This window comes from Magnetococcales bacterium (genome assembly GCA_015231925.1).
In the GTDB taxonomy this organism is placed as follows: Bacteria; Pseudomonadota; Magnetococcia; order Magnetococcales; family JADGAQ01; genus JADGAQ01.
In genome coordinates this window covers 1-17,861 of record JADGAQ010000078.1, presented here as the reverse complement: position 1 = coordinate 17,861, position 17,861 = coordinate 1, and the positions used below count along the sequence as shown (strand labels likewise).

Here is a 17,861-nt window from a genome sequence, read left to right as displayed (position 1 = left end):
CGGATGCCGCCCCCGAAAAATCGGAATCCCGCACCACGGCCTGTGCCACCCCCAATTGACGACGAATCATTTCAGCGGCATCGCGAGCCTTTCCTTCCGCCGGGAAGGGTCCCGCGCAGACACTGTTCATGGTCTTGCCCCGAACCGTCACCACCTCTCCAAGAGCCGGCAGACCCTGTCGGGCAATGCGTTGCCGCAACCGTTCGGCGTTCTGGGCCTCCCCGTAAAATCCAGCAAAAACGGTGTAGGTTTTGGGCAGGCTCTTTTGCCCCTCCAAATGCAACTGCAGCGTTTCCACCTTTTCCCGTCCCGTGAGGCCCCCTTTTCCGGAGGTGGCTTCCAGACTGACAACCTCCGCGTTGATCCCCAGAACGCGGTGAATCATCTCGGCATGGTTCCGCACCACGGTGGCATCCGCCAAAGGCCCAACCACCACCTGATGCAACGGTACCGACTCGACCACCTGCAACCTTACCGAAGCGGGGATCTTCAGCCCCTGCAAACGCTCCTGCATGGCCTTGGCTTCGACCACGTCCAGATAACTGGCCACTTCGATGCCCAATCCCCGCACCGGTTCTCTCTGGCTTCCGGGACGACTCCTGCTATCCGGGGCCGTTCCGGAAGGAGGCGGGCTGCCGGGGGCTTCGTTGCGACGCGGGGTCTTGCCGCTGCTCTTCTCCTCGGGAGCAACCTCCACCGTGCCGGCAAGAGCCATGGAGTCGGCCAACTCCCGATTGGCCTCCTCGGCATCCCGCTGGGTGTCGAATGGACCGACAAACACCTGCCAACGCCGGGTGGAAGCCACATCCACCCCTTTGACGAAGATCGGCCAGCCGCCTTTCTGCAAGCGGTTGGCCATCTCCTGAGCCTCCTGCATCGCGGCTGACGAGAAGATCTGCACCACATAGGAGGCTGGCGGTGCTGCAACCACCGGAGCCGGGGGTGGATTCCGCCGGGGGGGAATGGGACCAACGGATGCGGCTTTGGGCTCTTCCGCCCGGTTCGTCGTCGCCACCTCTGCCGGTTTTGCCGCCGGAGGGGTCGGCAACGGCTTCGGTGCGACAGCCGGACCACTATCCGCAACGGGCGCGGGCATGGCCATGACCTCTCCCGCCATTCCCGCCTCCGCCTCGATCAGTCCCTTCATCTGCAACGCCTCGTCGCCATCGGGGAAGGGACCGGCATAGACGCGAAAACCCCCACCCGCCTCCGAACCACTCTCTCTGACGAAGGTAGGCAAACCCAAGGCGGTCAACCGTTTTCGCGCTGCATCGGCCTGGGATTTCTCCGCAAAGCTGCCCAATTGCACCACCTGCGGTTTCTTTTCGGATTTGCTCTCGCTTTTGGCTACCGGGGTCAAGGGAGCCAGCCGGGAGGGTGGCGGGGCGGCATCAACTTTCGCCACCTCTTTGCGGGTGGGGGCGACAGCCTCGACCTTGGGAAGCGCCTCCGGCGGGGCGGCATCAACTTTCGTCACCTCCTTGCGGGGAGGCGCGACGGACTCAACCTTTGGCAAAGCCGCCGTCGCGGCAACCGGGCCCTCCGATTTGACCGTCCCCTCGCTGCCGGTTGCGGAAGAGACCCGCCCTTTGGCAGTCAAGGCCTCCTCCGGAGTGGCGAAAGGCCCGACAGTCACCCGGTGGAAATGTTGCCCTTTGACGTCGATCTCCCGTCGTTGCACGGGAAAACCGAGATGCTCGATCCGCTCCGCCAGTTTGGCGGCATTTCCCGCATCCGAAAACGAGCCCATGAACAAGGTCCACTTGCCCGTTCGCGATCCCTCTTTGGACAGGGGCTGCGGTGGTTTGCTGCGATCCGGAGCGCCGGCATCGACGGGGGGAAGGCTCAACGCGGGCTGGGGCTCACCACCGAGGCTGGTTGCACTGGTGGCGAAATCCGCAGCGAATTGATAATTCCCCAAGGGTAGTTTGGCTTCGTCGGAAACCATGGACAGGCCGTCCAGGAGACTGGCCAGTTGCGTCTCCTTCTCCCCATGCCACTCCTTGATCAGGATGTTGAAGGTGTTCAAGGCCCGGGCGGGTTGCTGCTCCACCCGGTCGAAGACCTTGAAATTGAGCATGCCCGGAGGCAGGGAACCGGCTACGGCGCCGACCACGGTATAGAGGTTTTCCTCTTTTTGTCCGCCGGTCACCGGATCGAAATTCAGTTTAGTCAGGATTTCCCCTTCCTGGTTGCTCACTTCGATGAAGAAGCGATGCACCCCCGGCTCCCCCAGCACCACATCCATGATGAAATAGCCCATGGTACCGGTCTGATAGGCTTTCAGCACGTTGATGACCGCGCTGGGCTTGATGGAGTCGTCGTCCTGAACCAGTCGGTCCGAAAAGTAGGCATTGGTGATATAGGCGGGCGGATTGCGCTCCAGCGTCGTGGCCATACTCGGAAAGAGTGTGGCCAGACAGCCGACCCCAAGGCCCCATGTGGAAACCCATTTATTTCTCATGGAATATCAACCCTTTTCGAGTCCTGATCCGGAACCTCGTTTACCATTTCGGCGGTGCGCAAACCTGGTGCGCCCCCGACGGAGCGGGAACCGTCTCCACCCGGGCGCTGCTCAGACCCAATTTCTCGGCCAGAGTGGCCTGGGCCTCCTTCGCCGCCGCCAACTCCGGGAACGGCCCGACACAGACTACCGTGGCGGCGGTCTCTTCCCGACTCAGCGGACGCAAATATCCCGTGAACCCCAGTTGCGAAACGCGGTTCAGCATGCCGCCCGCCGATCCCGGCACATGAAAGACCCCGCCGTGAATAACGTAGGATTGCCCGGCCACCTCTTTGGCCGGAGCCGGAACGGGCTCTTTCACCACCGGAGTCACCCTGGCGGGAGCTTCGGTGGCGGAGGAAGCCGGTCCAGCCCGCAGGCTCTGCTCCCGGGGCATGGAGGACAACGGTTTCAGGGCGCCGGGGACACGGTTGACCACGAAGGGGTTGATGCGAAGGCGTGCCGCCAACTCCTGTTGCGCCGTGCCAGCCTCCTCGGGGGTGGCAAAGGGGCCGGCCAGAAGCCGGAAGAAGCGCTTTTCCCGCTCTTCCACCACTTCCACCTGCAACCTATCCTGCCACTGGGGAATCTGCCCGCTTACCGAGGCGATCGACTCCATCTGACCGAAGGAACCCAGTTGCAGGTAGGCCTTGGCGGCTCCCTCCTCCCGTGGCCAAGCTGCCACCAGGGCGGGGGGCACCCGTGCCGGCTTGTTCGAAACCGGCGCGGCGGGAACCGGCGGTTCCGGGGCTTCCGCCGCAACTTCGGCCACGGGTTTGACTGCCGGTCTCTTCCCGACCGCCGGTTTGGGAGACTCGGAGACCGGCACCGCCGGGGTTGGGGATTTTTCCGTTACGGGTGACTTCTTCTCCGGCGGTGCGGCGGGAGGTTTCTCCGCGGGACGGACCTCCCTGGGCTTCTCCTCCGCCATGGCCGGAACGGATACCTCGACCACCTTGGCGATTTCCGTTCCGACGGCATGTTCCGACAAGGGCACGTCCATACCCGCCAATTCACGGATACGTTTCCGGGCGGAGACCATCTCATCCAGGAAAAAGGGTCCGGCAACAACCTGGAATCGGGTCTCTCCGGCTCGGGCCATGGCCTGAACGAAGGCTTCCACCCCCCCCTCCTTCAGTCGGGCCACCACTTTCTGGGCCTGCTCCAACTCCGTGGGGAGCCCCACGTCCACCAGATCGACCGAATGCTCTTCCCCCACCTTTTCCGTCAATTGCCCGGCCTGACGCTCCGCTTCCTTGACACGTTCCGGCGTCACCGGGGTTTTTTCGCCGGAGAGGTTACCGGTTCGGGGTTGGGTTTGGGCGAAGGGCGCCTGGGGAAAATCGAATCGGGCACTCATCCCGGCCTGTTCCCCGGCAACAGGATCCATCAGCAGGATGCTGCTGGTGCCCAGCAAACGAGGCTGTTCCCCCTTGCGGCGGTCGAAGACCTTGAAGAAAAGGCGACCGGTGCCGAGTGAATTACCCTCCAAACCGACCGCCGCCGTAAAAACGGACTCCTCCTGGCCGGTATCCACCTCGTCGAAAACCATTTCCGCCAGGCGGTGATGGGTGGTATCGGTGATTTCCACCGCTACCTGATGCCGTCCCGGCGCGACGAGCAGAACATCCAGCACGAAGAATCCCAGCGCCCCGTCGGTTCTCATCGGCAGGGCTTTGACCACGGTGGCCGTATTCCACAAGGTGCCGTGGCCCCGATTGTATTGATTGGAAAAAAAGGCGTTGATCAAAAAGGCGGGATCCTTGTCCCCACTGCGTCCCCATCCGGGGCCCGAAACACTCAGTATGGTCAGAAAGCAGATCAGCAGGCCGGAAGACCAGAAGGCCGGGTGTCCGGCGGCAGGAACGTGCCTCAGGAGCAACCTGCCCAATCCCAGCGGCGTGGCCCAAGCCAACCCGGTCCGGTTCATCGTTCCACCTTTGCCATGCGATTCCATTCGTTGCTGCTCCAAACCAGATACGCGACAAAAAGAGCCAGGATGCCATAGAACATCATGTACTCCGGAATACCGCTCCACATGCCGGCCATACCGAAGAATCCACAGGCCAGGGAGGCCGCCCACAGGATCAGGCAGGTCCGGGATACGCTGCCACACCGTTTCAGCAGCAGGTGGTGCAGGTGCCGGTTGTCGGGTTCGAAGGGCTTCTCACCCCGAGCCAGACGGCGGAAGAAGACTCCGAACATATCGATCAGGGGCACCGCCACCAACCAAAGCGCCGTCACCGGCTGAAAAGCCCGCGCTTCCCCCTGGGAGAGCTGCACGGTGAACCAGGCCAAAGCAAAGCCCAGACAGGTCGAGCCGGCATCCCCCATGAAGACCAGCGCCCGATCCCGCCACGGGCCGCGGGCGTTGAGCCAGAGAAAGGGCAGCAGCGTCAGCATCAGAAAGGCCAGAATCCACCCTTCGGCAGCGTGGCCGGCCAATACGGCCAGAAAACAGAGCATGCCGAAGGAGAGCAGGGCCTGTCCCCCGGCCAGTCCGTCGAGTCCGTCGGACATATTGAAGGCGTTGATGACGCCCACCACACAGATCACCGTAAAAGGCGCGGCCCAACCCCCGAGTTCGATCGCGCCCCAGCCCATCAGGTTTCCCAGATGGCCGACCGAGACCTGTCCCCAGGAGGTCATGAGCAGGGCGGCCACAATCTGCACGCCGAAGCGGATCCGTGGGGAGACACCGCGCCGGTCGTCGATCACCCCGATACTCACCAGCAAGGCCATGGCCAGCAGCATGGCCCGGAAGGGATCCGGCGCCGCCTCGAAGCCGGTCATGGCCAGGGTGAAGCCCAGGAACAGGGCGAGTCCGCCCACCAGGGGAACCTCCCGGTCATGGATTTTGCGGGCATCCGGACGGTCGACCAGACCCATGCGCGAGGCCATGGGCAGCAACAGCCAAAGGAACAGGGCCGAACCCCCCACGGCAAGTAGCAGGCTGCTGACTGGGATCATGCGTCGTTCCGCGCTCGATGTGGCGAAAGAATTCCCGAAAAAGGGTCATCAAGCCCCAAAGGAGCTTCAGAAAGGTCCAAGCACTTTTTGTGCCGCTGAGAAGTGGGGAGGGCGCATCGGCAGTTGAAAATTCCGGGGGTCCGGGGTGGATTATCCCCCCGGACCCCCGTAGCAATTCAAGCGATTGCCGGGGAACGGTCGTGGCGGAAGGTCAGGACAACCACCCTCTGGCCCGATAGTAGAGCAGACCGGCCATCTCCTTGAGAGCTGAGGTGGAGGAGGCCAGAACCGTGGCATCGGGCAGGAAGCGGAAGGGCCAGGCGGTTTTTCGCGAAACCGTTTCCACATCCGTGGTGGAGACGATGACCTCGAAACCCAGATGGCGGAAGGTGCGCGAAGCACGCTCCATGTGCAGGGCGGAGGTCACCAGGAGGATGCGATTCAAACCCAGGGGATCGAGCAGGGCCTTGGTGCGCCGGGCGTTCTCCCAGGTATTGGCGCTGCGGTTTTCCAGAAGAATGGCCTCGCCGGGCACCCCCAGCTCCCGCAACACCAGGGCCATGGCTTCCGCTTCCGGGCGACGGAAGTTGTCCCAGGGCAAAAAGCCCCCGGTGGCCACGACAACCGGAGCCTTACCGGCTTTGAAGAGCCGGGCGGCGTGAAACAGCCGGTCCGCCTGGGCGGAGAGATCGAGACTCTTGCGGGGGAACTCCTGGCCGGAGACCGCTCCTCCCAGCACCACGATGGCCTGGGCGGAAGGACTCTCCTCCACCGCGACCGGCAGATGCCGCCATTCCAGTGGCTGCCGCAGCCATTGGTTGACGGCGGGGGTGGCCATCAGCCACAAAGCGAGCCAAACCAGACCAAACCCCAAGGCGCTACGGCGGTATTGGGCATGGATCAGGGCCAGCAGGGCCCACAACCCCAGCAGCAGAGCAATCCCGAGGGGGGCGAACAGAAGCGGCAGGAGCTTGGATAAAAAGAGCATCGACATCTTTTTTCTCCCCGATGGCGGATCACCGGAATCTAGCCGGAGGGCCTCGCCCCGTCCGCCACGATGGTATGCCACCTCTCCAGCATGGCGGCTTTGGAAAAGGCCTGCCGATAGGTCGAAAAGGCCCGACGACTCATACCATAGAGTTCTTCGGGACAATGTGCCAGCGCATTCAACCGATTGGCCGTTTCCACCACATTATCCGGGTTCAGGACAAAACCCAAAGCGTGTTGTTCGACCCAGATGCCCACTGCGGATTCCCTGGAGCCGTGATAAACCACCGGTCGACCCACCGCCAGGGAGCCGAAAAATTTGGAGGGCACCACCACCCCGTCCCAATCCGGGCGCAAACTCAGCAGATGGATATCCGCCGCCGCCAGCCGCCCCTCCAGTTCCGCCTCGGCGGCGAAGGGCAGCAAGCGCACGTTGGCCAACTTCCGGGAAGCCATAGCCGCACGCAACTCCTCGACCCGGCTGCCGCTGCAACCGAAAGCCATGACCACCCCCTCCTCCAGCAAGGCGGCCAGGTCCAGAAAGAGATTGAACTCGTGGGCCCGCCCCAGGTTTCCCGAGTAGAGCAGCACCAGCCGGGCCTCGCCGAAGAGGGCGCGGCGAACCTCCGCATCGGGGCGGGGCAGCTCCTCCGGCTCCACCAGAGCCCAGGGGGTGATGGTCTCCACGGCGGCTCCATGGCCATAACGGGCCAGTCGGCGGCGCATGCAGGGCCCGAGATCCACCAGGTGATCCACCCGGCGGTAAAACCAGCCCATCACACCCTGAACAACCTTGGCCAGTCGGGCCAGGGCGCCATCCGGAGCATCGGCCAGCAACGCCTCCGGATAGAGATCGAAACACCAGTGCAACAGGTGACTGCGGGGAAACAAACCTTTCAAGCCGGGAAACAACAGTTGGGAAAACTGCGGATCCGTTCCCACCAGAAAGGCTCGCGGCGCTCCGGCCCGCCAGGTGGCCCACAGCCAGGCGGCCATGATCCACACGGCGTTGATCAACCGGGAGAGGTGGCGACTCTGATCCAATCCGGGACGCCAGAGCCGGACGATCTCCACCCCGCGCCACCTCTCCCGGCGTTTTTCGATTGCGCCACGGCGTCGGCAGTAGCGGTTGCTGGTGAAAACCGTGACCTGCCAGCCCCGTTGCGCCAGGCCCTCTGCCAGATCCCCGAAGTGGCGGGCGCTGACCACTTCATCCGGATAGAAGAAGTGGTAATACAGATAGACCCGCTCCCCGATCGGGGCCGCGCCGTCGGCATCCCGGAAAGGAGGCACGCTTCAGAGCCCTTTTCCCGCCAACTGGCCGGCAATCCAGTGATAGGTGATGGACATGCCCTCCACCAGCGGACGACTGGGAGCCCAGCCCAGACGGGCGGCGATGAGCCGGTTGTCGGAGTTGCGCCCCTTGACGCCCAACGGACCCTCGATGTGGCGCAGGGAGAGCTGCTTGCCGGCGATACCCATCACCATGCGGGCCATCTGGTTGATGGAGACCATCTCCTCGGAGCCGATGTTCACCGGACCGGTGAAATCGGAGCGGGTCAGGCGAATGGTGGCTTCAAGACACTCCTGGATATAGAGGAAGGAGCGGGTCTGCTCGCCGCTGCCCCAGATCTCGATCTCCCCGCCGTCGCTCGCGGCGGCGACTTTGCGGCAGATGGCGGCGGGGGACTTCTCCCGCCCCCCGGTCCAGGCCCCCTCCTCGCCGAAGATGTTGTGGTAACGGGCAATGCGCACCGGCAAACCGTAATTGCGGTGATAGGAGAGGAAGAGCCGTTCGCTGAAGAGCTTCTCCCAGCCGTATTCGCTGTCCGGATCGGCGGGATAGGCCGAATCTTCCGCGCAGAGGGGATTGTTGGGATCCATCTGGTTGCGCAGCGGATAGATGCAGGCGGAGGAGGAGTAGAAGAGCCGTTGCACCCCGCTCAGACGGGCGGCTTCGGCCATGTTGAGGTTGATGGTGGCCGAGTTGTGCATGATGGCGGCGTCGTGTTCCCCGACGAAGACGTATCCCGCCCCGCCCATGTCGGCGGCCAGTTGATAGACCTCGTCGAAAGGCCGGTCGGTCACGTTGCGGCACAGGACGGGATCCCGCAGATCACCCACCACGAAGTCGTCGGCGTCGCTCGGGCTGAATTCGGGAAGCTTCAGATCCACCCCCCGGACCCAAAAACCCTCCCGTTTCAAACGACGCACCAGGTGATGCCCGATAAAGCCCCCGGCGCCACAGACCAAAGCGGTTTTCATCGACTCGACTCCTCCTCAAGGATACAAATGAACACTGAAGCTACCCACCGGCTCGGTGAAGTCACCCACCTCCGGTGAACGGTGCAATTCCGCCACCTCGACCCGGGAAAAACCCACCTGCAAGGCCAGCTCCCGCAGGGATTCGGCCCCGTAGGCATACTTGTGCTGCCCGTCGCAGAAGAGAAAATTGATGGCCATGCCTTCGGCGCAGACAAACCCCCGAGGGAAGCTGGAGGTCGCCCCCCCTTGCAGAATGGCGAGGGCATGGCGGAAATCGGGCAGGGTCAGGCGCATGCGCCCCTCCGGGTGCAGCACCCGGCGACACTCCGCCAGCACCCGGCAGGCCTCGTCGACATGCAGATGTTCCAGCATGTGGCAGGAGTAGATGAAGCGCAGACGACCCGAAGGAAAGGGCAAACCCGCCCGGACATCGCAGAGATAGTCCACCCCTCGGCGAAAATTGCCGTCCAGATTGACGAACCCGTCCAGATAATGCTCCCCGCAGCCCAGATGCAGCCGGTCGAGGTGGGCGCGGAAACGCCGGTAGTGCCAGCGGTAGAAGGGCAGCAACCCCCGGGAAACCGGAAGGAAAAAGAGGTAGTAGAGATCCTTCAGGCTCTGGTGAATCATGAGCGGGGGCGTCCCAATTCGTACAGTTTGGCGCGAACCTGAAAGATATAGCCCGCGCGGATCAGACTGGCGATCAAACCAGCCCGGCCTTCCAGAAAACCCAGACGCGCCACGTAATGGTAAAGGAACCACCAGAGGGGTTCCAGCGGAATGCGCACCGCGATGGCTTTGAGAAAACGACGCCGCTCCTGGGTGTTGCCGAACAGGCGCGGCGAGATGGTCTCTTCGCCCCAGCGCCCGGTGGTCAGAAAGCGGTGCCGCACGGCGGCTTCCCAGGTGGAATAGTGGTTGTGACGCTCCAGATAGGCCTGCAATCCCTTGAAATCCTGGTGGATCAACGGGGCCTTCAGGACTCCGATGTCGCCCTGCACCACCAGCCGTTCGTGAATCTCCATATCGGGAGCCGAAGCCGGTTCGTCCAGAATGTGTTCGAAGCGGGCGCTGCCCCGACGGAACAGCAAAACCGCCGCGTGGGAAAACCCCCCGAAGCGGAAACGCCGCCCCAGGAAATGAAAGCCCTTCACGATCAGAAAGGCCTGGGGAACCGAGGGATTGGCCAGGTTCTCGCGGATTTCGTCCCACAGCGCCTGGGGAATGCGTTCGTCCGCATCCACCAGCAACACCCAGGGGGTGGCCAGGGGCAGGTGGTCCAGCACCCACTGCCGCTTCTTGGGATAGCCACCTTCGTAAGAAAAATCGATCACCTCGGCCCCCGCCTCTCGGGCCAGAACCGGGGTGGCGTCACTGCTGGCGGAGTCAACCACCACCACCCGCGCCGCAGGCGACAGGGAAGCCAGACAGGCGACGATGTTGGCGGCCTCGTTGCGGCACGGCACGATGGCCGTAATCGGCAATTTATCCATCCCCCCTGAAGACACCTTATCCACCCCCGGCGACCCCTCCCCCCGATGTCGCACCCGCCTTGGCGTAAGCGGCCAGCAAGGGATCCAGCGCGGTCTCCCCCCACTGCCGCCAGGCCAGACGACGCGCCTCCTCCCCCAGTGACCCCCGAGCGCCCCCCGCCTGCAGAAGGCTCTGCAACGCTCCCGCCACCGCCTCGGGCCGGGCCTCCACCCGCCTCACCGCCGCAGAATTCAGCGTCACGCCCAGATCCACCCCGTGGCTCAAAACGACCGGTATCCCCGCCGCCAGACTCTCCGCAGCCCCCATGCCGAAGTTCTCCTTGAGGGAGATCAGGGCCCCGGCATCGGCACACGCCATTGCGGCGCGCAATCCCTCCCGATCCAGCATCCCGGTGCGCACCAGGGCTCCGGCCATGCCCAGTTCCGTCGCCAGCCGTTCCAACTCCTCACCCACCCCCTCCTCGTCCGGCCCCGCCAGCAGCAGCAGGGTATCCGGCCTCGAACGCCGCAACACCGCCAGCGCACGCACCAGAACGGGCAGATTCTTCACCCAGTTCAGTCTTCCCACGAAGAGGATGACCTCCCGGCCCCGCAGTTGCGGATAACGGGTCCGCATCGTCTGCGGGGAGGGCAGGTTCTGCCAGTGGGCCCATTCGACGCTGTTGGGCACCACCACGATCTCCGGCAGACGCCAGCCGCAACGCCGGGCCTTTTCGGCCTCCGCCTGCGTGGTGCAGTGCAGGCTCGCCGCCTGCTCCACGTTGGCCCGCTCCCAGGCCCAGGCCCACAAGCGTTTGGCCGGAGCGTTGCGGGCCAGCACCACCGGATCCAGCATGCCGCGACTGCTCAACAGATAGGGCCGACGGTCGAGCCGCAGATCCCGCATCACCATGGAGGCCAGGGGATTCCACAGGCTGTGAACATGCACGACCGTTGGTTGCTCCCTCAAATGGGCCAGCAAGTCGCGCCGCAAGACCTCGGACCAGGGCAACCGCCCCCGCAACGGCCCCCGCCTCGCGGCAAACAGCCGCAGGGCGAAGGACTCCCCGGCAAAGCGCCGCGCGATCTCTTCCGGTACGCCCTCCCGGGGCCAACCGGTGGCATACAGGGTCACCTCCACGCCACGGGCCGCCAGCGCCCGGCACAACGCCGGCACCGTTACCGCAGGCCCCCCGGTTCCCGGATCGAGGGAAGGCACCACATGGCAAACCCGCATCAGCCACTCCCCAAGGGCGTTGCCCCGCCCTCTTCCGCCCCGGCCCGCGCCAGGAAATAGCGCAGATGCGCCAGAGGCCAGTATCCTTCCACATGCTCCCGAGGCAACAGCAGGGCCTCGCCTCCCCGACTCACCACCCCGCGCCGCAGCGTGACCCCGTGGCGGTAGCCCGCCTCGACCACCGCCGGCCTCAGCCCCTCGGCAAACCGGGCCACGCGACCATAGGGGTAGGCCAGGCCCCGCACCTCCTGGCCGCTCCACGCGCGCAACACCTCGCGGGAGTGAGCCAGTTCCCGCACCAGCGCCGGGGCCGACAGGGCGTCGAAGGCGGTGTGGGAGTGACCGTGACTGCCGATTTCGTGGCCCCCCGCCGCCAGTTGCCGCACCTCCTCCGCACCCATGGGCAGCAGATCCTGGTGATAATAGAAGGCCCGCCGGGCGAATTCCGCTGCGGCAGCGGCCTCTCCGGCAAGGCTGGCAAAGCCGGTGGGAATGTAAAAGGTTCCCGGAATGGCCAATCGGGTCAACGGGTCGAGGGCATTTTCCCAAAGCACCCGCAAGCCGTCATCGAAACTGATGGCCAGCAGCGGCGGCCCCGGCTCCGCGCTGTCGAGGCGGGCCAGCAGGTCACTCACCGTGGTCAGTCGGTAGTGCCCCGATAGGTATTGCAAATGTTGGGCAAATCGCTCGCGATCCTCACGCAGAACGGCATGATAGACCAGAATGCGATGGCCTCGGGGTGCGGGCTCCCGGCCCAGAGCCCCCCGGTGGAGCCAGGCCGAACGCAGCGACTGGCGCACCGCGAAGCGCAGCCGCTTTCCCGGCGTTTCCTCGCGGAGCAGCCCTTTCCAGGTCGGCGTTTCGGCAAGCTCCACCGCCCGTCGGGGTTGCCCGCGCCACACCCGGTCGAGAAAAGCCACCCAGTTGCGCGCCCCGACATCGGGCTGGTGGTGGCGCACCGCCTCCCGCGCGGCACGGCCCATTTGCGCCAGTTGCCCGTTGTTTTCCACACACCACGCCAGCCGCTCCGCCAACGCCTTGACATCCCCCGCGACCACCTTGAAACCGTTTTGGCCCTCGGCGATAAACTCCCAGGCCGACATCACCCCGTCGGAAGCGATGACCGGCAGGCCCGCCGCCATGGCTTCCGGCAGGGCCATGCCCCAGCCGTCCCACCGGGAGGGAAAGAGGAAACAGTGGCCCGCCCGAAACACCTCCTGCCGCGAGGCGAACGGCACGTTGCCCAGAAACCGCACCCGGCCATCGGGCCAGGCCGCGCCGAAGGCAGCTTCCAGGGAGGCCCGCAACGGCCCGTCACCGGCGATGTCCAATCGCCACGCCCGCCCCGACAGAGGTTGCAAGGCCTGCAACAAAAGGTCGTAGCCCTTGCGATGGGTCAACTGCGCCATGGCGACGAAGCGGACAACCTCGCCGGAATCGGGCGCTTGCCACTCCGGCAGGGCCAGAAAGGGCGACAAGTCGCAATAATAGGGTGTGGAGCCAACCGGGCATCCCGGAGGCAGCAGCGGGCGATAGCGTTCCGCCGTCTGCCGACCCATGCCCACCAGTCCCGAAGCCCCCCGCAACAGGCGGCGCAGCACGGCGGCCTTGGCCGCATCCTTCCAGCCTTCCCGAGGCCGGGTCGGCTCGTTCATGTAGACCCAGGGCCGCCCTTCACGACTCAACCAGCGCGCCACCCGCCAGGTGGCGGGGGTGGTGTAACAGGTATTGATCACCCAGATATCGGCCCGAACGGTCCGCAAAAGGGCCGTCAGACCGGGATGGACGGGCGGACCCGCGCCCAGGGAAACCGCCTTGGCGAAGAGGCAGGGCAGCTCGCCCGGCGCATTGCCCCACTGCCGACCCGGCCCCTTCTCTCCCAGATAGAGTACCACCGGGGCCGCTTCGGGAAGTCGGGCCAGGGCATCGAGAAAGGGGGTCATGTGCGGGCTCGGATGGTCCATCAGCAGCCCGATGCGGAGCGGCTGGGGCGAGAGCTTCACGCGACCCCGCCATCCGTCGGTTTGATGGCCCGAAAGACGAAATGGGGGGCTTTTCCACCCCATGTGCCCGGAAGAAGGCTCCCCAAGACCAGGAGAAGGGGAAACAGTATTGCCACCAGCCACGGGTGGGGTTGTAGTTTACCGAACAAGAGGGAGAGCAGGCGTTGCGGCCCCCCCAGGCAGGATTGGCCGAGGCACTCTTGGAAGCCGGCTTCGTTCAGCCGGGCGACGAAGGCCTCAGGATCAAACAGATTGACCTCCGAGGTCCGCAACGTCGAAAGAACGGGAATCGAGCCCAGCAACTGCCCACCCGGTTTCAATACCCGATACAACTGTTGCACCATCTCGTCGAGGGGATCGACACAGGAGAGTACCTCCACCGCCAGAACCCGATCGAAATGGTTGTCGGGTTGGTCTGCCAGGGTGGAGAGACCTTCCCCCGCGCTAAAGGCCAGGTTGGGGCGTTGCAGGGTCCGGGCAATGTCCTGGGCTCCCTGAATCCAGCCCGGATCGATATCGACCCCCAGCACCTGACATCGTTTGTCGCGGGAAAAGTAGAAGGAGTAGACCCCCGTACCACATCCCACATCCAGAATGGTGTATTCACCGGAGGTGAAGTATCGGGCCAAACGGCGAAAACGGATGCGCGTCGGCAGATCCACGATGCCGAAGAGGCGGATATACCAGCGATAGTGGGGTGACCATTTCGGATGCAACCCGTATTCGGCGCCGAAGGGCAGAAAATCGATCACGCGCTCTCCTTCAGGATGTGCGGAAGAGAGGAACCCTGCGGGAAACACCCGGAGTCTCTCCCGCTCTGCCAACGCTTTCAAAACAGAAGATCATGGATAAAGCGACTGTACTCTTTTTGTCCGTCGGCATTGAGGTGAAAGGCATCGGAGAAGAGCTCCTCCCGGGACTCGAAGTGGCTTGCATGATCCAATGTCGTTATCCGCAACGCATCGATGGCAGCCAACGGCTGCCGGTAATAGGCCTCGATGCCTCCCGTGAACCGCTCGAAAGCCGGGTGATAAGGTGGCCGCAGGATGATCAGTTCGATTCCCTCCTTCTTGAGGGAGTCCAGATAGTGTTCCAGAACGACACGATTGAGGACCACCTCCCTGAGAGTCGACGCGGAACGGCGCAGCATTCCCTCCGAAAGGTGCAGGCGATAGTTGTTGGCATAGGACTGATCATCCCTATGGCTCAACCAGTAGTAGAGACTACGCCAGAAATATTCGTTATTGAAGAATAACAGGGGGAAGACACGCAAAATCCGTGCAAATACCGGTCGGGATCGGGCCAATTGACCCTGCAATTCCGGGTCGAAGGCCGCCAGAAACTGCGTCAGATCCGGGATTCCCAGCCCCTTCAGCGCTGCGCCCTCACCATAGGGCAGGGATTCGATATTGATTACCAGTCGCTCGACCCGACAGCCGCAACTGCGGCGGAACTGCTCCGCCAGGTAGGTGGCGGAATAGAAATCCAACCCGTTGAAGGCCAGATTGAAGGCGGCGAAGCGGCCTGCGAGCCCATTGATGGTCGGCGAACTGATGCCCCCCATGATGCGGGAATCCCCCAGAAAGAGGGTGATCCGGGAGCCTGGAGGAATCCACTCCTGGGCGTGGTAGGCCACGAGCACGCGAAACGGGCTGTGGACCACCAGGGAGCGCAGCGCCCAATAGCCGAGATGTCCGGCCACACCGCCCAGCAGGATCACAAAGAGAACAAGCCGCAACAGCGGGGTGACATGGCTGAACCTGAACGGCATCGCGGCCTCTTTCCCGGTCAGAACTGAAAGTAGATGAACGGCGTCGCGGTGAAGTTGCCAAAAAGCTGCATCAAAAACAGGTAGACCAGGGCGACGGGCCCCAGCCAGGCCCGATGGCACACCCGCCAGAAGACCCTCGGGGTGCTGAAATACTCGATCATCCCCGCCAGCACCACCAGAAAGAGGCAGCGAACCGCCAAAAATTTGGAGGTGATCACCCCCAGGCTTTCCCAGTCGGAGAGGCCTTGCAGAAAGCGCATGGTCGCCTCGAAATCGGGGGAGCGGAACAGCACCCAGGCGAAACAGACGAAGTGGAAGGTCAACAGGGTCGTGAGCAGCCGGGGCCAGCGGAACGGCAGGGCCAAACGCGCCCAAATCCGTTCCCAGCCCAAGACCACTCCATGCAAGGCGCCCCAGACGACGAAGGTCCAGGAAGCGCCGTGCCACAAGCCACCCAACAGCATCACCGTGGCCAGATTCACCAGGGTTCGGACATGGCCTTTACGGTTTCCCCCCAGGGCGATGTAGAGATAATCCCGCAGCCAGGAGGAGAGGGAGATGTGCCAGCGTTGCCAGAATTCCGTGAGCGTGGCCGAAAAATAGGGGCGTCTGAAGTTGGCCGGAAAGCGATAGCCCAGGGTACGGGAAAGCCCGATGGCCATATCGGAATAGCCGGAGAAATCGTAATAGATCTGCACCGCATAGAAATAGAACGCCAGCCAGTGGTTGCCCGCAGTGGAAGAGGAGTCCCCGGCGGCATAGACCGCGTCGACGAAGAGCCCCACATTGTCGGCGACAACGACTTTTTTGAACAGCCCGATAAAAAACAGCACCATGCCGGTGCGAAACATCTCCCGGCGAAAAATATGAATTTTCTCAAGCTGGGGAATGTAGGTCCGGGCTCGCACGATGGGTCCGGCAATGAGCAGGGGAAAGAAGGCGATATAGGCGACGATCTTGGCCAGGCTTACCCGGGGAACCCGTTGTCTTTGTTGATCCACCATCAAACTGATGGCGTGGAAGACATAGAAGGAGATACCCACAGGCAGCACCAGATGCAATAGCGGCCAATTCAGGCCCAGCCGGTTTACCTGCAGGATGAAAAAATCGGTGTATTTGAAAAAAAACAGCATCGCCAGACTGGCGCCGATGTAGCGAACCAACTTACCAGGCCGGGCCTCCTGGGCCCAAAAGGCCACCAGGCAGACTGTCAGAAGCAACAGCACATAGACCGGGTTCCAATAACCGTAAAAGAACAAACTGGCGACGATGACAAGATAAAGTTGATGGAGACGGTTATTCAGCCCGAAAAAGACCAGGTAGAACCCGACATAAAATACGATGAATTCAAAGGAGTTGAAGACCATTGACCGATCCTTGCGGAAACGACGAGCGCAAACAACCCCTCAGAGGGGTGAATCGAAACCGTTTTGTCAGCCGGAGGCCACGGCGCTTCTCGCCAGACGGCGCTGATGGAGCGACTCGCCATTCTTCAAGACACCGGCAACCGCCACATGCAGCCAGCACAGAACCGGGATGAAACTTCCCCCCGAAAAGGCGGTATCATCCAATTGAAACAGGCACAACATGGCCACGGATACGCAATAGGCGATGGCGTGACCGTGATGGTATTTTTGTCGCCCGATCTCGACCGGAGGCTTCCTGAACAACACCAGAAAACGGGTAACCTTGGCCGTCGGGCGATAGCTCAAGACCAGATACAACAGAGACAGATAGGAGATCAGGCCAACGATGCCGCACCCTTCGAGAAGGAAGAGAACATCGTTGACCCCATCCCGTTTCATCACCCCCAAGGAGGTCAATTCGAAGTTCCAACTACCCTCCATTCCCTTCATCGCTCCAAAGCCCCAACCAAACCAGGGTCTTTCGAGAAAACCGTCCATATAAGCCTCCCAGAGCGGTTTCCGGGATACGAGGATGTTGGACAGCCCCTCATCGGCAGGGGTATGTTTGACGATAAAATTACGAATATAGGCGAGCGACTCCTCCGGAGAGATCGCCAGCACCAGCAGACCCAGCAGTATCGGAATGGCGATTTTATTGCGAAACTTGCTGCGATAGAAGAAAAACAGCAGCAGCATGCCAACCAGCAACGCCATGAAGGAGCTGCGGGCACTGGTCATGAAGACCACCACGATGGCCACGGCAGCCATGGCCGAGTTGAGTTTTTGCAGGATTGGCCGGGGTTCGGTCAGAGAACCATGCAGATAGAGCAGGCAGCCGATGAAGGCATCGTGACCCAACGAGTTCGGACTGCCCAGAATGCCGCGAAAATAGGAGAGGACGTAGTATTGATGCGAGGAGCTTTGAGTGGCAATAGACATAAGAAGAATGATGGAGATAAATACCTTTATGACATTCAAAACCTGAAGAGCCACCTCCTCGCTGGCAATTTCCCGAAAAAACACTATAAGAGTTATCAACATAACGGCATGAGAACCCCAACGAAACGAACTGAACAGGGGGTTCTCCCCGAAGAGCAGGGACATGGAGGTTAACAACAGATAGATCAGCAATAACGACGTTCCGTTGGGACTCAACAATTGTCTGTTTTTGGCGCTGATCCAGGCCAGCCCCCCAAAAAGAAACGACGCACCCAGCAAGCCCCAGCGAATATTGGAAAAAACCCCGC

Annotated in this window: 14 protein-coding genes; all 14 read right to left on the bottom strand. The window is 62.6% G+C overall.

Annotation, left to right across the window (positions count from 1 at the left end; translation table 11 throughout):
* Nucleotides 1-2,464, bottom strand: a 2,464-nt coding sequence (locus HQL56_10170) for an SPOR domain-containing protein (protein ID MBF0309883.1), incomplete at its 3' end; no start/stop codon positions are given.
* A gap of 40 nt (nucleotides 2,465-2,504) precedes the next feature.
* Nucleotides 2,505-4,433 carry an SPOR domain-containing protein gene (locus HQL56_10165; protein MBF0309882.1) on the bottom strand — a complete coding sequence of 643 codons (1,929 nt, stop codon included), beginning with the start codon at nucleotides 4,431-4,433 and terminating at the stop codon, nucleotides 2,505-2,507.
* Nucleotides 4,430-5,473: an undecaprenyl/decaprenyl-phosphate alpha-N-acetylglucosaminyl 1-phosphate transferase gene (locus HQL56_10160; protein ID MBF0309881.1), complete on the bottom strand. Its 1,044-nt coding sequence runs from the start codon at nucleotides 5,471-5,473 to the stop codon at nucleotides 4,430-4,432. Before HQL56_10160 ends, HQL56_10165 begins: the two co-directional genes overlap by 4 nt.
* 211 nt (nucleotides 5,474-5,684) lie before the next feature.
* Nucleotides 5,685-6,467, bottom strand: coding sequence for a YdcF family protein (locus HQL56_10155; protein MBF0309880.1), 783 nt, complete (start codon nucleotides 6,465-6,467; stop codon nucleotides 5,685-5,687).
* Nucleotides 6,468-6,499: 32 nt separating this feature from the next.
* On the bottom strand, nucleotides 6,500-7,753 hold the full coding sequence (locus HQL56_10150; GenBank protein ID MBF0309879.1) for a glycosyltransferase family 4 protein: 1,254 nt from the start codon (nucleotides 7,751-7,753) through the stop codon (nucleotides 6,500-6,502).
* 3 nt (nucleotides 7,754-7,756) lie between these two features.
* Nucleotides 7,757-8,725 (bottom strand): NAD-dependent epimerase/dehydratase family protein, encoded by a 969-nt coding sequence (locus tag HQL56_10145; protein ID MBF0309878.1) that lies wholly within the window; start codon nucleotides 8,723-8,725, stop codon nucleotides 7,757-7,759.
* Between the two features lie 15 nt (nucleotides 8,726-8,740).
* Nucleotides 8,741-9,355: a methyltransferase domain-containing protein gene (locus HQL56_10140; GenBank protein MBF0309877.1), complete on the bottom strand. Its 615-nt coding sequence runs from the start codon at nucleotides 9,353-9,355 to the stop codon at nucleotides 8,741-8,743.
* Entirely contained in the window at nucleotides 9,352-10,218 is an 867-nt protein-coding gene (locus HQL56_10135) for a glycosyltransferase family 2 protein (GenBank protein MBF0309876.1), read from the bottom strand. Before HQL56_10135 ends, HQL56_10140 begins: the two co-directional genes overlap by 4 nt.
* A 16-nt stretch (nucleotides 10,219-10,234) precedes the next feature.
* On the bottom strand, nucleotides 10,235-11,434 hold the full coding sequence (locus tag HQL56_10130) for a glycosyltransferase (protein ID MBF0309875.1): 1,200 nt from the start codon (nucleotides 11,432-11,434) through the stop codon (nucleotides 10,235-10,237).
* The gene (locus HQL56_10125; protein MBF0309874.1) at nucleotides 11,434-13,437 is read right to left on the bottom strand and encodes a glycosyltransferase; all 2,004 of its coding nucleotides are present in this window, start codon (nucleotides 13,435-13,437) and stop codon (nucleotides 11,434-11,436) included. Before HQL56_10125 ends, HQL56_10130 begins: the two co-directional genes overlap by 1 nt.
* A complete protein-coding gene (locus tag HQL56_10120; protein MBF0309873.1) occupies nucleotides 13,434-14,189 on the bottom strand; it encodes a class I SAM-dependent methyltransferase in 756 nt (251 codons plus the stop codon). Before HQL56_10120 ends, HQL56_10125 begins: the two co-directional genes overlap by 4 nt.
* Before the next feature lie 77 nt (nucleotides 14,190-14,266).
* The gene (locus HQL56_10115) at nucleotides 14,267-15,208 is read right to left on the bottom strand and encodes a hypothetical protein (protein MBF0309872.1); all 942 of its coding nucleotides are present in this window, start codon (nucleotides 15,206-15,208) and stop codon (nucleotides 14,267-14,269) included.
* Between the two features lie 17 nt (nucleotides 15,209-15,225).
* Nucleotides 15,226-16,575, bottom strand: a complete 1,350-nt coding sequence (locus tag HQL56_10110; GenBank protein ID MBF0309871.1) for an MBOAT family protein — start codon at nucleotides 16,573-16,575, stop codon at nucleotides 15,226-15,228.
* A 66-nt stretch (nucleotides 16,576-16,641) separates the two neighbouring features.
* On the bottom strand, nucleotides 16,642-17,553 hold the full coding sequence (locus tag HQL56_10105) for an O-antigen ligase family protein (protein ID MBF0309870.1): 912 nt from the start codon (nucleotides 17,551-17,553) through the stop codon (nucleotides 16,642-16,644).
* Nucleotides 17,554-17,861 lie beyond the last annotated feature (308 nt).

Excerpts from the sequence above, each read along its gene's own strand:
- HQL56_10145 (MBF0309878.1), bottom strand. The coding sequence starts at position 8,725 with ATGAAAACCGCTTTGGTCTGTGGCGCCGGGGGCTTTATCGGGCATCAC.
- HQL56_10140 (MBF0309877.1), bottom strand. The coding sequence starts at position 9,355 with ATGATTCACCAGAGCCTGAAGGATCTCTACTACCTCTTTTTCCTTCCG.
- HQL56_10160 (MBF0309881.1), bottom strand. The coding sequence starts at position 5,473 with ATGATCCCAGTCAGCAGCCTGCTACTTGCCGTGGGGGGTTCGGCCCTG.
- HQL56_10135 (MBF0309876.1), bottom strand. The coding sequence starts at position 10,218 with ATGGATAAATTGCCGATTACGGCCATCGTGCCGTGCCGCAACGAGGCC.
- HQL56_10165 (MBF0309882.1), bottom strand. The coding sequence starts at position 4,433 with ATGAACCGGACCGGGTTGGCTTGGGCCACGCCGCTGGGATTGGGCAGG.
- HQL56_10130 (MBF0309875.1), bottom strand. The coding sequence starts at position 11,434 with ATGCGGGTTTGCCATGTGGTGCCTTCCCTCGATCCGGGAACCGGGGGG.
- HQL56_10155 (MBF0309880.1), bottom strand. The coding sequence starts at position 6,467 with ATGTCGATGCTCTTTTTATCCAAGCTCCTGCCGCTTCTGTTCGCCCCC.
- HQL56_10115 (MBF0309872.1), bottom strand. The coding sequence starts at position 15,208 with ATGCCGTTCAGGTTCAGCCATGTCACCCCGCTGTTGCGGCTTGTTCTC.
- HQL56_10110 (MBF0309871.1), bottom strand. The coding sequence starts at position 16,575 with ATGGTCTTCAACTCCTTTGAATTCATCGTATTTTATGTCGGGTTCTAC.
- HQL56_10105 (MBF0309870.1), bottom strand. The coding sequence starts at position 17,553 with ATGTCTATTGCCACTCAAAGCTCCTCGCATCAATACTACGTCCTCTCC.